The following is a 13,341-nucleotide window of genomic DNA, read 5'->3' as shown; positions in this document are numbered from 1 at the left end:
CGCCCCGCGGCCCCCACCGCCGACCGCCTGCACGCCGACGGCATCACCGTCGGCTACGACGACCGCGTCATCTCCTCGGGGCTCGACGTGACGATCCCCGACGGCTCGTTCACGGTGATCGTCGGGCCGAACGCGTGCGGGAAGTCGACGCTGCTGCGGGCGCTGTCGCGCCTGCTCAAGCCGTCGCAGGGCGAGGTCGTGCTCGACGGCCGCTCCATCTCGTCCATCCCCGCGAAGGAGGTCGCGCGCCGCCTCGGCCTCCTGCCGCAGTCGTCGATCGCGCCCGAGGGGATCACCGTCGCAGACCTCGTCGCGCGCGGGCGCTACCCCCACCAGAAGCTCCTGCGCCAGTGGTCGCGCGAGGACGAGGCGGCCGTGGTCGCCGCGCTCGCCGCGACCGGCACCACGGACCTGTCTGGCCGGCTCGTCGACGAGCTGTCCGGCGGCCAGCGCCAGCGTGTGTGGGTCGCGATGGTCCTCGCGCAGGAGACGCCCCTCCTCCTGCTCGACGAGCCGACGACGTTCCTCGACATCGCCCACCAGATCGAGCTGCTCGAGCTGTGCGCCGACCTCAACCGGGACCGCGGGCACACGCTCGTCGCCGTCCTGCACGACCTCAACCACGCGTGCCGCTACGCGACCCACCTCATCGCCATGAAGGACGGCGCGATCGTCGCCGAGGGCGCGCCGGGCGAGGTCGTCACGGCCGAGCTCGTCGAGGACGTGTTCGGCCTCCCGTGCCGCATCATCGCCGACCCCGTGACGGGCACCCCGCTCGTCGTGCCCGAGGGCCGGCCCCGCCGCGCCTGACGCGGCCCCGTTCTCCCGGTCGGACCACCCCGCCCGACCGGCCCCCCACCGTCCTGCGCTCGCCCGCACCGCCTCGTCGGAGGAGCACCGCATGACCCGCACGACCCGTCCCTCGTCCACCCTGCCCGGCGCGCCCCGTGCGCGGCGCCGGCCCGCGCGCGCGGTCGCGGCGGCCACGCTCGCGCTCGGTCTCACGGCCGTCGTCGCGGCGTGCTCCCCGGGCACCGACGCGGGCTCCGACGGCGCCGGGGACGACCAGCCGTCCGCGAGCGCCGACGGCTGGTCGTGGACGTCCTCGGGCCACGGCACGACGTACGAGCTCGACGAGGCGCCGGACCGCCTCGTCGTCGACGGCTACTCGGCCGCCGCGCTGTGGGACTACGGCGTGCGGCCCGACGGCGTGTTCGGGTACGGCTTCTCCGACACGGGCGCGCTGTCGATCGGCAACGCGCGGGTCGACGAGATGGAGGTCGTCGGCACCGACGCCGAGCTCAACCTGGAGAAGCTGCTCGCGCTCGACCCCGACCTCGTGATCGGGTTCGGCACGGAGGACGGCACGGCGTGGCGGTGGTGGGACGAGAAGATCACCGAGGAGGCGACCGCCGTCGCGCCGTTCGTCGGGATGAAGTTCTCCGGCCGGCCCGTCGTCGAGGTGATCGAGGACTACGCGTCGCTCGCGGAGGCGCTCGGCGGCGACGCGGACACCCCGGAGGTCGCGGAGGCGCGCGCCGCGTTCGACGAGCGCCTCGACACCCTGCGGGCGATCGCCGCGGAGAAGCCGCTGACGATCCTGCCGCTCAACGGGGCCGAGGAGCTGTGGGTCGGGCAGCGGACCCTGGGCCAGCTCGCGCTGCTGGAGGAGCTGGGCTTCACGATCGGCGGCCCGCAGGACCAGCAGGCCTGGGCGGAGCTCAGCTGGGAGCGCGTGCCGGACTACCCGGCGGACGTCGTGCTCAGCTACACCGGCTCCGACGAGGCCATGGCGGCGAACCCCGTCTACGCGGGCCTGCCTGCGGTCCAGGCGGGGCAGGTCGTGGGCTGGGACGACAAGCGCCCGTTCACGTGGGCGAGCTACGTCGAGTGGTTCGACGAGCTCATCGCGGTGCTCGACGGCGCCGAGGTCGTCTCGGGGCCGCCCGCGTCCTGACCGTCCCACCAGTCGAGGACGACGGTCGCGTGGTACGTGAGCCAGCGGGACGGCTCGCCCGCGGGGGCGTCGACCTCGAACCACACGCGGCCCGGGTGGCGCCGGCCCTGGAGCCAGGTGCCGTCCGGGCGCCGCGCGCGGCGGACGTGCTCGACCGCGTCCGCCGCGCGCGGGTCCGGCGGCGTGCCGTCGAGCAGCGACGCGGCGCGCAGGTAGACCAGCGCGTTGAGCACGCTGTAGTACCAGCGGAACGGGTAGGCGAGGCGGAACGCCCAGTCCCCGACGGGCTCGCCGGTGCCGAGCCGGCGGAACAGGCCGCGGCGGAGCAGGTACTCCTCGCCGGCGCGGCGCGCGGCGCGCAGCTCGTCCGTGGCCCCGGCGTGCTCCTGGTAGGCGAGGAGGCCCTTGAGCGCGTTGAGCGTCGAGTGGTACGACGACACGGTCGCGCCCTCGACCCACGCGCAGTTCCACCCGCCGTCGGGCAGCCGACCGTCGAGGACGGTGCGGAGCAGCCTCGTCACGTCGACGCCGAGCCACGCGCCCGCGGCGAGCGTGTACCCGTTGATGCACCAGTCGACCTCGCCGCCCCAGTAGGGCAGGTCGTCGTACTCCCAGCGGCAGTGCTCGGCCAGCAGCTCGGGCGTGCGGCGCGCGCGGAGCACCTCGGGGTCGAGGCCCCACTCGCGCAGCGCGACGAGCGACCAGGTGGTCGCGGTCCAGGGCTGGCCCTCCTCGGGCCTGCCCTCGGCGTCCGGCGCGGCCGCGCCGTCCCCGCCGACGTCCGCGGGGAAGTACGCGCCGCCCGCCCACTGCCCGTCCGGGTCCTGGTGGCCGAGGAGCCGGGCGCCGAAGCCCTCGGTCGCGACGCGCGCCCGCGTCGCCCGCCACACGGAGGGCGGGGCGTGCACGACGTCGCGCTCCACCTGCCAGCGCAGCGCCGGGTCGGCGTCGAGGAGCCAGCCGACGACGTCGTCGTCGACCGGCCCGCCGGACGGTCGGTCGGCCATCCCGTCACGCTACCCCCGGGGACGGCCGACCGCCGTCGGTCAGACGAAGCCGAACACGGGCGGGAACACGAGGGCGACGACCGCCGCCCACGCCGCGTGGACGGGGAGGAAGCGCGTCTGCCACGCGACGAGGTCGGCGAACGGCCGACGCCCGCGGAGGAACGCCGTCGCGAGCACGGCCGACCACGCGAGGTGGACGAGCAGCAGGAGGTTGAGCCCGAGCGCCGCCGCCTTGTTGGGGCTGACGCCGAACTCGGCGATGCGCGTGAGCATCGCGGTGAGCGCGACGGCGTCGACGGCGAGCGCCGCGCCGACGAGGACCACCAGGAGCCCGTCGAAGAACGACCCGGGCGCGAGCGGGTCGCGTGCCGAGACGGAGTAGAGGAGCAGGCACAGGACGAGCACGAGGATCGCGTCCATGAGGATGAGCAGCTCGCGGTCGACCGCCGCGAGGTTCCCCGCGGTCGCGAGGACGACGAACGCGGCGAGGAGCATGACGAGCGTCAGCGGCGTGAACACGCGCGTGAGCACGGGCGCGATGTTCTCGACGACGTTCTGCTTGGCCTCGACGAGCCAGGCGGCCACGATGAGCGCCGCCGGGACGCACAGGGTGAGGATCCAGGTGTCGAGGTAGGGCTCGAGGTCGACGCCGGCGAGCGAGAAGACCCCGATCGTCAGGCCGAGCAGCACCCCGCCCCCGAGCGCGATGAGCGTGTAGTACACGGCGAGCTCGCCCGTGAACCGCACGAAGTCCATGCGGCGCGCGTCCGAGCGCCACCGCCCGCCCACGTAGGCGAGCCCGACGACGGCCCACAGCGTCACCGGGGCGGCGAGCGCCGCGAGCACGAAGGTCGCGTCCGTGGGCTCGAACGGGTACGCGTTGAGCACGACGCCCAGCACGACGAACGGCACGACGAGCGCGCCGACGACACGCAGCGTGACCTGGCGCTTCCACGCGAGGTAGGCCGTGAGGAACGGCAGCACGAGGAGCCCGACGTTGAGGCCGACCGTCTCCCAGGGCAGGAGCACGGTCGCGACCTTGACCGTGACGCCCACCGCGACGGCGAGCCCGAGCACGACCGCGAGCTCGCGCCACGAGCGGGTGCGGCCGGCCTGCTGGCCCACGAGGACGAGCTGCTTCCACAGGCGCTCGGAGTGCTCCTGCGCGAACTCGCGCGACAGGTCGTCGAGCGTGCCCATGCGCTTCACGGCGACGAGGAACGCCTCGTCGTCGTCGAGGCCCGTCGCGCGCAGGTCCTCGACCCGCTCGCGCAGGTGGTCCTCCATCTCGTCGACGTCCGCCGCGGAGATCGCCTCCCGGCGCCGGACGTACCCGCGCCACTGGTCGATCTGCGCCTCGAGCGCGGCGTGCGGGCCGGGGCTCGCGGCACCGGCCGGCGCGGGCGCGGCGCCCATCAGGCCCACCCCTCCGCGACGCGCGGCGGGCTCTGCAGCCCGTCCTGGGCGGAGCGCCACACCTGCTGGAGCGCGTGCGCGACGACGTCCCACTGGGCCTGGCGCTCGACGAGCGCCTCCCGCCCCGCGGCCGTGATCGCGTAGTGCTTGCGGCGCCGGCCGACGTCGGACGTGCCCCACGACGCCTCGACGAGCCCCAGGCGCTCCAGCCGGTGCAGCAGCGGGTAGAGCATGCCGTCGGTCCACTGCATCCGGCCGCCCGAGAGCTCGTCCACGCGCTTGAGGATCGCGTAGCCGTAGGACTCGCCGTCGGCGAGGATCCCGAGCACGAGCGGGGTGGCCGAGGCGGCCACGAGGTCCTTGTCGATACGCATAACGCTCCTATGCCTAGTTGTTCTAGGGGTTACGACCCTAGCAGATCTAGGGTTGGCCTCGGCAGCCTCGCCCGGCGCTACGGTGACGCGATGGACGCCGCGACCCACGCCCGCCTCGTGCGAGGCCACCTCGACGCCGCGACGCCGGAGGCCGTGCGCCGCCTGCGCGCCGTCGTCGACGCGCTCCCGGACCGCGCGGAGGAGATCGTCGTCACCGTCTTCCCCGACCAGGACGGCGAGGGCACGTTCGACGTCGTCGTGTCGCTCGACGGCCCCGACGCCGCCGTGCTCGACCGCGCGATCGCGCCGCACCGCACGCTGTTCGAGGTCGTGCACGGCGAGGACGGCCCCGTCCCGGACGTGCCGCTCGTCGCGCCCGGCCGCGAGCCGTACGACGCGCGCGACGTCGTCGTCGACACCGCCGCCGACTGGGTCGTGGACGTGTGGGACGCCGCAGCGCGCGGCAGGTCGCGCGTGCCGGGCGTGGTGGACGGGCACGACGGCCACGGCACCTCCGTGCCGCGCGCGCTGGCGCCGTGAGCGCGGGAGCTGGGCCGGACGACGCCGCCGGAGGCGGCACCCGGGAGGAAGCACGGGCCCGGGAATGCGAAAGTCCCGGTCAGGGACGACCTGACCGGGACCTCGTCACGTGCGCGAGGGGGGAGTTGAACCCCCACGCCCTTTCGGGCACACGGACCTGAACCGTGCGCGTCTGCCTATTCCGCCACTCGCGCGTGCCGCAGAAGACTAGCACGGCGCGGGCGACCGACCGGCACCGCACCGTCCTGCGTGACGCCCGCCACCCGGACGCACCGCGGCGCGGCCCCGTCGCCGACCACGACCTTCGTCGCCCTCGAGCACGTCGTCGCTCCCGGGAAGAGCGGCGGGACGACGGCAACCTCGTGCTCGGCGGGGGAGCGGACGCCCGACGTTCACACGCTCCGCCACGAAAGCGCCACATCCGTCCGGTAATCGTCCGACGAAACGGGCCTGCTGGTCCGACGCGATCGATACGATCTAGGTAGTCTGCCCGGACGCGGGTGCGCGGGGGGCCACCGGGGAAGGGCGCCGGCAGAGCAGACGAGATCCGCGCGGCGTGAGCCGCGGCACGAGCGAGCACGAGGGAGGAGGTGGCATGGGAGTCCTGGACCGCTTCGAGAAGGGCGTCGAGCGCGTCGTGAACAACGCGTTCGCGAAGGTCGGGCGCAGCGAGGTCAAGCCCGTCGAGCTCGCGAGCGCGCTGCGGCGCGAGGTCGACGACCGCGCCGCCGTCGTCGACCGCGAGCGCACGGTCGTGCCCAACGAGTTCACCATCGAGCTGTCGGTGGACGACTTCGGCCAGGTCGAGGGGTGGGGCGCGGAGACGCTCGCCGACGAGCTGGCGTCGAACGTCACCCAGTACGCCGCGTCCCAGCACTACGCGTTCGTCGGCCCCGTGAGCGTGAGCTTCGAGCAGAACGACACGCTCGACGTCGGCCGCTTCCAGCTGCGCTCGGCGAGCGTGCGCGGCAACGTCGCCCCCGCCACGACGGCGTCCCCGAGCACGCGCCACCCGCTCGTCGACATCGACGGGCAGCGCTACCTGCTCACCGGTCCGGTCACGGTGATCGGCCGCGGCTCGGAGGCCGACATCGTCGTCGACGACCCGGGCGTCTCGCGGCGCCACCTGGAGATCCGCGTGACCCCGGAGGGCGTGATCGCGACGGACCTCGGCTCCACGAACGGGCTGTTCGTCGAGGGCCACCAGGTACCGGCCGCGACGCTGCTCGACGGGAACTCCCTGACGATCGGCCGGACCCGCATCATGTTCTGGACCGGCGCGTCCGACAACGAGGAGTGGTGATCCGGCCCGCATGACCGATCTCACGTTCACCCTGCTCCGGCTGGGCTACCTGGTGCTGCTCTGGGTGTTCGTGCTCTCCGCGATCGGGGTGCTGCGTCGGGACCTGTACGGCACGAAGATCACGCCGCGCCGCGGCAAGAAGGGCGGTCCCGCCCCGGCCGCCCGCCCGACGTCGGGCCCTACCCCGGCCGCGCCGGAGCCCTCACGGCCCGCCGCGCCCGCGGGCCCGTCGCGGCTCGTCGTCACCGCCGGCCCGCTGACCGGCACGACGATCCCGCTCACGACGTCGTCGATCCTCATCGGCCGCGCGCCGAGCTGCACGCTCGTCCTCGACGACGACTACTCGTCGTCGCGCCACGCCCGCATCTTCCCGCAGCACGGGTCCTGGTTCGTCGAGGACCTGGGCTCCACGAACGGCACCTACGTCGAGGACCAGCGGATCGCCCAGGTCACCCCCCTGGGCCCGGGGACGCGGGTGCGGATCGGTCAGTCCGTCGTCGAGCTGCAGAGGTAGCCCGCAGTGAACATCGCCCTGCGCTACGCCGCGCGCTCCGACGTCGGGCTCGTGCGCTCCAACAACCAGGACTCCGGCTACGCGGGCCCGCACCTGCTCGTCGTCGCGGACGGCATGGGCGGCCACGCGGGGGGCGACGTCGCGTCGTCCATCGCGATCGCCGCGCTCGCCCCGCTCGACGGCGAGTCGCACGGCCCGGACGACGCGCTGGCCGAGCTCGAGCGCTCGATCGACCACGCCCGCCAGGACCTCGTGGACCGCAGCGTGACCGACCCGGAGCTGGTCGGCATGGGCACCACCGTCACCGCGATCCTGCGCGCCGGCAACAAGCTCGCCATGGCGCACCTCGGCGACTCGCGCGCCTACCTGCTGCGCGACGGCGAGCTCAACCAGGTCACGACCGACCACACGTTCGTCCAGCACCTCGTCGACACGGGGCGCATCTCGGCGGACGAGGCGGAGACCCACCCCCAGCGCAACGTCGTCATGCGCGTGCTGGGCGACTTCGACATCGACCTGACGCCGGACATGTCCGTGCGCGAGGCGAAGCCGGGCGACCGCTGGCTCCTGTGCTCGGACGGCCTGTCCGGGTTCGTCAGCCAGGAGACCATCGCGCAGACCCTCGCCGACACGGACGACGTCGACGCGTGCGCCGACCACCTGCTCCAGCTCGCGCTGCGCGCGGGCAGCACGGACAACGTGACGGTCGTCGTCGCGGACGTCGTGGACGTCGACGCCCTGCCCGACGGCGGGGCCCCCGGCACGGGCGCGCAGGTCGTCGGGTCGGCGGCGATCGACCGCGACGCCCCGACGTCGGCCGCGGACGGCCCGGCGGCACGCGCGGCCGCGCTCATGGCGAGCACGAAGGCGACCGCCCCGGCCGAGGACCCGGACGCCGACGCGGCGGACGAGGACGGCGCGGAGGGGCGCACCGCCGCCGAGGGCTCCGGCGACGACGAGGACGACGTGCGCCCCGGCCGCGCGCCCCGGCGCTGGGTCACCGTGGTCGCGATCCTGCTCGTGGTCGCGGGTCTGGGCGTCGCGGGCTGGGCGGGCTACCGCTGGACGCAGTCGCAGTACTACGTGGGCGTCGCCGACGGCCAGGTCGCGGTGTTCCGCGGCATCCCGGAGAACGCGGGCCCGGTCACGCTGTCGACCCCGATCGAGCTCACGGGGACGCGCGTCGACGACCTGCCGGGCTACGTCGTCGACCGCCTGGAGACCACGATCCCCGCGCAGTCGCTCGAGGACGCCCGCGCCCGCGCCGAGCGGCTGGTCGCCGAGGCCACGGAGGACACCACCGAGACCCCCGCGACCGACGGCTCGACCGAACCGCCCGCGGACGGGACCGTCGACGGCGCGACGACGGGGACGCCGGACGCCGACGCGCCGGACGTGACCCCCGCGCCCACCGACGGCGCCGGCTCGGGGGCCTGATGGCCACGGTGGAGACCACCGAGGTGCGCCCCGGCCGGGGCGCGGAGCTCGGTCTGCTCGTCCTCGCGCTCGCGCTGGGCATCGGGGCGTACGCGCTCGTGGGCCTGCGGCTCACGGGCGAGCTCCCGGGGCGCTTCTACGTGTACAGCATCGGCACGGTCGTGCTCGCGGGCGCCGCGCACGTGCTGCTGCGGTTCAAGGCGCCGTACGCGGACCCGGTGATCCTGCCGATCGCCGTCGCGCTCAACGGCATCGGCCTCGCCATGATCTTCCGCCTCGACCTGGGCTCGCAGGTCACGGGCGGCACCCAGGACCTCGCGCCGCGCCAGCTCCAGTGGACCGCGCTCGGCATCCTCTGCGCGTTCGCCCTCGTCTGGTTCCTGCGCGACCACCGGACCCTGCGCCGCTACACCTACACCGCGATGATCGCGGGCATCGTGCTCGTCGCGCTGCCGCTCGTCCCGGGCCTGGGCACCCGCATCAACGGCGCCCAGATCTGGATCAACCTGTTCGGCTTCTCGCTCCAGCCGGCCGAGTTCGCGAAGGTCGCGTTCGCGATCTTCTTCGCGGGCTACCTCGTGACGAACCGCGACACGCTCGCGCTCGCCGGCCCCCGCGTGCTCGGCCTCCAGCTCCCGCGCCTGCGCGACCTCGGGCCGATCATCATCGTCTGGCTCGTCTCGCTCGCGATCCTCGTGTTCGAGCGCGACCTCGGCACCTCGCTCCTGTTCTTCGGCCTGTTCGTCGCGATGCTCTACATCGCGACCGAGCGCGTGAGCTGGGTCGTCATCGGTCTGCTCCTCATCGCGGTCGGCGCGGTGCTCGCGGCGTCGACGTTCGGGCACGTGCAGGCGCGCGTCGACGTGTGGCTGCACCCGTTCGACCCGGAGATCTTCGGCCGCAGCCCGGGTGGCTCGGGCCAGCTCGTGGGCGGCCTGTTCTCGCTCGGCAACGGCGGGCTCTTCGGCACGGGGTGGGGCGCGGGCTACCCGCGCACGGTCCCGTACGCGTTCTCCGACTTCATCTACGCGTCGCTCGGCGAGGAGCTCGGCCTCACGGGCCTCATCGGCATCCTGCTCGCGTACCTCGTCCTCGTGGAGCGCGGCCTGCGCACCGCGATCGGCGTGCGCGACGGGTTCGGCAAGCTGCTCGCGGGCGGTCTCGCGTTCGTCATGGCGTGGCAGCTCTTCGTCGTGGTCGGCGGGATCACACGGATCATCCCCCTCACGGGTCTCACGATGCCGTTCGTCGCCCAGGGCGGGTCGTCGCTCCTCGCGAACTGGCTCGTCGTCGGGCTGCTCCTGCGCATCTCGGACGACGCGCGGCGCCCCTCCTCCCTGCCCGTGCGCGGGCAGGTCGCGCCCGGCGGGGCGCGCAGCCGCACGGACTCCGACCCGGTCGCGGTCGTGGGCGGCGGCGCGGCCGTGGGCGCCCTGCCCGACGACGCCCCCACCACGGTCGGCGCGCCCGCCGTCCCCGGTCCGTCCACGGGCCCCGCGCGCGCGACGACGGGCGTCCAGCCCGCCGTCGGCCGCACCGGGGAGGTCCCCGACCACCCGGACGACCTGCGGACCGAGGTCGTGCAGCGCCCGGACGCGGGTGCCGAGACCGACCGTGACCCCTGGGGAGGAGCCCGGTGAACGTCCCCCTGCGTCGCGTCGCGACCGTCGTCCTCGTGATGTTCCTCGCGCTCATGGTGTCGACGACGTACATCCAGTTCGTCCAGGCCGACTCGCTCAACAACGACTCGCGCAACGCCCGCACGATCTACCGCGAGTACAACAAGTTCCGCGGCCCGATCGTCGTCGCGGGTGACGCCATCGCGTCCTCGACGCCGGTGGACGACGCGTTCGGCTTCCAGCGCCAGTACTCCAACGGCCCGCTCTACGCGCCCGTCTCCGGCTTCCTGTCGCTCACCAACGGGCGCACGGAGATCGAGGACAAGGAGAACGACTACCTCAACGGCGAGGCGAGCTCGCTGTGGCTCGACCGCCTGAGCGCGCTCTTCACGGGGCAGCAGCCGCAGGGCGCGTCCGTCGAGCTGACGATCGACCCGGCGGCCCAGCAGGCCGCGTGGGACGCGCTGGGCGACCAGCGCGGCGCCGTCGTCGCGATCGAGCCGAAGACGGGCCGCGTCCTCGCGCTCGTGTCCAAGCCCAGCTACGACCCGAACGAGCTCGCGACGCACGACACCGCCCTCGCGCGCCAGCGCTACCAGGAGCTGCTCAACGCCGAGGGCAACCCGATGTCGAACCGGGCCATCCGCGGCAACACGTACCCGCCGGGCTCGACGTTCAAGATCGTCACCTCGGCCGCGGCGCTCGAGAGCGGGCAGTACACGGCCGAGACCGTGATCCCGGCGCCGGACGAGCTGCCGTACCCCCAGTCGACGCAGACGATGAAGAACTTCGGCGGCACGCGCTGCTCGCCCACGGGCGAGATGACCCTCGCGGACGCGCTGCGCATCTCGTGCAACACCGCGTTCGGCGACCTGGCCATGACCCTCGGCGAGGACGCGATGCGCGACCAGGCCGAGGACTTCGGCTTCGACGCCTCGCTCGAGATCCCCATGGACGTCACGCCGAGCCGCTTCCCCGCCGAGGGCACGCCGGGCGCGGACGCCGCCGGGATCGCGCGCGCCGGCATCGGCCAGGGCGAGGTCAAGGTCACGCCGCTCCAGATGGCGATGGTCGCCGCCGCCATCGCGAACGACGGCGTGCAGATGGCCCCGTACACGGTGGAGACGATCCGCAACCCCGACCTCGACGTCGTCCGGCAGTCGGAGCCGCGCCGTCTGCGCACCTCGGTCTCCCCGTCGACGGCGGAGCAGCTCACCCAGATGATGGTGGGCGTCGTGCAGAACGGCTCGGGCAAGTCGGCGCAGATCCCGGGCGTGCAGGTCGCAGGCAAGACGGGCACCGCCGAGACGGGTGGCGAGGCCGCTCCGCACGCGTGGTTCACGAGCTTCGCCCCGGCCGACGACCCGCAGGTCGCGGTCGCGGTCATCGTCGAGAACGGCGGCTCGATGGGCAACGAGGCGACGGGCGGCGCGATCGCCGCGCCGATCGCCCGCGCCGTCATGGAGGCGGTGTTGAACGGATGAAGCCGGTCCGGGGGCTGACGCTCGGCAACCGCTACCGCCTGGTGCGGCGCATCGCCGTCGGCGGCATGGGCGAGGTGTGGGTCGCGGCCGACGACGCGCTCGGCCGCGAGGTCGCGGTCAAGGTCCTGCGGAGCGAGTACGCGGGCAACGAGGACTTCCTCAACCGCCTGCGCACCGAGGCCCGCAACAGCGCGGCGCTCTCGCACCCCAACATCGCGCAGATGTACGACTACGGCGAGACCAACGGCTCCGGGTACCTCGTCATGGAGCTCGTCGTGGGCGAGCCCATGGCGGACCTGCTGGAGCGCGAGCCGGTGCTCCCGCCCGCGCGGCTCCTGCCGATCCTCGCGCAGACCGCCCGGGCGCTGCACGCCGCCCACCTGTCCGGCGTCGTGCACCGGGACGTCAAGCCCGGCAACATCCTCATCGACCGCTCCGGCACGGTGAAGATCACCGACTTCGGTGTCTCGCTCGCGGCCAACCAGGTCCCGATGACCGCGACGGGCATGGTCATGGGCACGGCCCAGTACCTCTCGCCCGAGCAGGCCGTCGGCCAGGCCGCCACCGGCGCCTCGGACATCTACGCGCTCGGCATCGTCGCGTACGAGTCCATCGCGGGGAACCGTCCGTTCACGGGGTCCACGCCGGTGGACATCGCGGTCGCGCACGTCAACGAGCCGGTGCCGCCGCTGCCCACGTCGGTCGACCCGGAGCTCGGCGAGCTCGTCATGGTCATGCTCGCCAAGGACCCGCTGGCGCGGCCCCACCCGGCCGACGCGCTCGCGCGCGTCTTCGAGGGCATCGCCGCGCGCCTCGCGAGCGACCCCTGGTCCGCCCGCACGGGGGCGCCCGCCCCCACACGCCGCGCGCGCCGGGCCCGCACCACCGCCGACGACGTCCCCGCGCCCGAGCCGGACCCGGCACCCGTCATCACGCCGCTCGTCATCCCGGCCGCGGTGCGCGACCCGCACGCGCCCGACCCGGCGAACCCGTGGGTCGCCCCCGAGCCGCGTCGCGCCGCGCACGCCGCGCAGGCGGACGCGCCGCCGTCGGCCGCGACGCCCCCCGGCCTGCCCGACGACGACGCCACCCGCGTCCGCCCGCTCGGCCGGCACGGCGGGACGGTCCCGGAGACCGCCGAGCCCGTTCCGGCGCCGCCCGCACCGGACGACGCCGCGCCCGGCCCGGCCCTCCCGTGGGAGCGCCCCGTCCCCGCGGCCCCGGCGGACGACCCGGCCGCCCCGCGGTCGTACCCGCCGCGCCGCGAGATGCACGGTCCGACGCGCTCCTCACGACGGCCGCAGCCCACCCGCGCGGGCACGCGCCCGGCCGGCGCGCCCGGGGGCTCGACGCGCGCCGAGCCCGTCGCCCCGGCGACCCGCGCCGAGGCCCGACGTCAGTCGCAGTCGGCACCCGTGCCCTCGCGCTCCGCGGGGCGCCGCACGTCGACCACGACGGGCCGCCGCCTGGGAGGCCTGCCCAACGGCCTGACCTGGCCCCTCGTCGCCCTCCTGGGCCTCCTGCTCGTGCTGGTGATCGCGACGATCGCCACGCTCGGGGACCGGGACGGCGACGGCGGCGACGCCGCCCCCGTGCGGGGCGCGGAGACCTCCGTCGAGGTCGCCGTGCCCGACACCGAGACGCTCCCCGGACGGGTGACATCGTGACGACATCGTGGTGTTCCCCGCGT

The 13,341-nt window shown here is 74.5% G+C and carries 12 protein-coding genes and 1 tRNA gene; 9 read left to right on the top strand and 4 right to left on the bottom strand.

The genetic code is table 11. The annotated features are described in order from the left end of the window. Positions 1 to 27: 27 nt before the first annotated feature. Both HKK73_RS00165 and HKK73_RS00160 read left to right on the top strand, forming a co-directional pair. Positions 28 to 810 carry an ABC transporter ATP-binding protein gene (locus HKK73_RS00165; protein ID WP_031315990.1) on the top strand — a complete coding sequence of 261 codons (783 nt, stop codon included), beginning with the start codon at positions 28 to 30 and terminating at the stop codon, positions 808 to 810. 91 nt (positions 811 to 901) lie between these two features. Then, positions 902 to 1,957 carry an ABC transporter substrate-binding protein gene (locus HKK73_RS00160; protein WP_144722897.1) on the top strand — a complete coding sequence of 352 codons (1,056 nt, stop codon included), beginning with the start codon at positions 902 to 904 and terminating at the stop codon, positions 1,955 to 1,957. Here the strand turns inward: HKK73_RS00160 and HKK73_RS00155 are convergent. The 3 genes from HKK73_RS00155 to HKK73_RS00145 are packed head-to-tail and all read right to left on the bottom strand — an operon-like array spanning position 1,882 to position 4,754. Then, positions 1,882 to 2,964, bottom strand: coding sequence for a squalene cyclase (locus HKK73_RS00155; RefSeq protein WP_171467152.1), 1,083 nt, complete (start codon positions 2,962 to 2,964; stop codon positions 1,882 to 1,884). The two genes, HKK73_RS00160 and HKK73_RS00155, sit on opposite strands and share 76 nt — an antisense overlap. Positions 2,965 to 3,003: 39 nt before the next feature. Beyond that, the gene (locus HKK73_RS00150) at positions 3,004 to 4,380 is read right to left on the bottom strand and encodes a permease prefix domain 1-containing protein (protein ID WP_171467151.1); all 1,377 of its coding nucleotides are present in this window, start codon (positions 4,378 to 4,380) and stop codon (positions 3,004 to 3,006) included. Further along, complete coding sequence (locus HKK73_RS00145) at positions 4,380 to 4,754, bottom strand: PadR family transcriptional regulator (protein WP_024841614.1); 375 nt, start codon at positions 4,752 to 4,754, stop codon at positions 4,380 to 4,382. Before HKK73_RS00145 ends, HKK73_RS00150 begins: the two co-directional genes overlap by 1 nt. A gap of 90 nt (positions 4,755 to 4,844) precedes the next feature. Between HKK73_RS00145 and HKK73_RS00140 the strand changes: the two genes are divergently transcribed. Beyond that, positions 4,845 to 5,294 carry a DUF6389 family protein gene (locus HKK73_RS00140; protein ID WP_171467150.1) on the top strand — a complete coding sequence of 150 codons (450 nt, stop codon included), beginning with the start codon at positions 4,845 to 4,847 and terminating at the stop codon, positions 5,292 to 5,294. A 110-nt stretch (positions 5,295 to 5,404) separates the two neighbouring features. Here HKK73_RS00140 and HKK73_RS00135 read toward each other — a convergent pair. After that, positions 5,405 to 5,488 (bottom strand) — tRNA-Leu (locus HKK73_RS00135). A gap of 401 nt (positions 5,489 to 5,889) precedes the next feature. Here HKK73_RS00135 and HKK73_RS00130 point away from each other — a divergent pair. Genes HKK73_RS00130 through HKK73_RS00105 form a run of 6 tightly spaced genes read left to right on the top strand, consistent with a single transcriptional unit; the run spans position 5,890 to position 13,318 of the window. Further along, positions 5,890 to 6,597, top strand: a complete 708-nt coding sequence (locus HKK73_RS00130) for a DUF3662 and FHA domain-containing protein (protein WP_021480387.1) — start codon at positions 5,890 to 5,892, stop codon at positions 6,595 to 6,597. A 10-nt stretch (positions 6,598 to 6,607) separates the two neighbouring features. Continuing rightward, complete coding sequence (locus tag HKK73_RS00125) at positions 6,608 to 7,111, top strand: FHA domain-containing protein (protein WP_034652653.1); 504 nt, start codon at positions 6,608 to 6,610, stop codon at positions 7,109 to 7,111. A 6-nt stretch (positions 7,112 to 7,117) separates the two neighbouring features. Beyond that, positions 7,118 to 8,548, top strand: coding sequence for a Stp1/IreP family PP2C-type Ser/Thr phosphatase (locus HKK73_RS00120; RefSeq protein WP_171467149.1), 1,431 nt, complete (start codon positions 7,118 to 7,120; stop codon positions 8,546 to 8,548). Continuing rightward, positions 8,548 to 10,188, top strand: a complete 1,641-nt coding sequence (locus HKK73_RS00115; protein ID WP_171467148.1) for an FtsW/RodA/SpoVE family cell cycle protein — start codon at positions 8,548 to 8,550, stop codon at positions 10,186 to 10,188. Before HKK73_RS00120 ends, HKK73_RS00115 begins: the two co-directional genes overlap by 1 nt. After that, positions 10,185 to 11,651, top strand: coding sequence for a penicillin-binding protein 2 (locus HKK73_RS00110; RefSeq protein WP_074804024.1), 1,467 nt, complete (start codon positions 10,185 to 10,187; stop codon positions 11,649 to 11,651). The genes HKK73_RS00115 and HKK73_RS00110 overlap by 4 nt, the downstream gene beginning before the upstream one ends. Then, entirely contained in the window at positions 11,648 to 13,318 is a 1,671-nt protein-coding gene (locus tag HKK73_RS00105) for a serine/threonine-protein kinase (RefSeq protein ID WP_171467147.1), read from the top strand. The genes HKK73_RS00110 and HKK73_RS00105 overlap by 4 nt, the downstream gene beginning before the upstream one ends. Positions 13,319 to 13,341 lie beyond the last annotated feature (23 nt).

It is taken from the genome of Cellulosimicrobium sp. 72-3 (genome assembly GCF_013127315.1).
Classification (GTDB): domain Bacteria; phylum Actinomycetota; class Actinomycetes; order Actinomycetales; family Cellulomonadaceae; genus Cellulosimicrobium; species Cellulosimicrobium funkei.
This window is presented reverse-complemented; position numbering and strand designations above follow the sequence as displayed.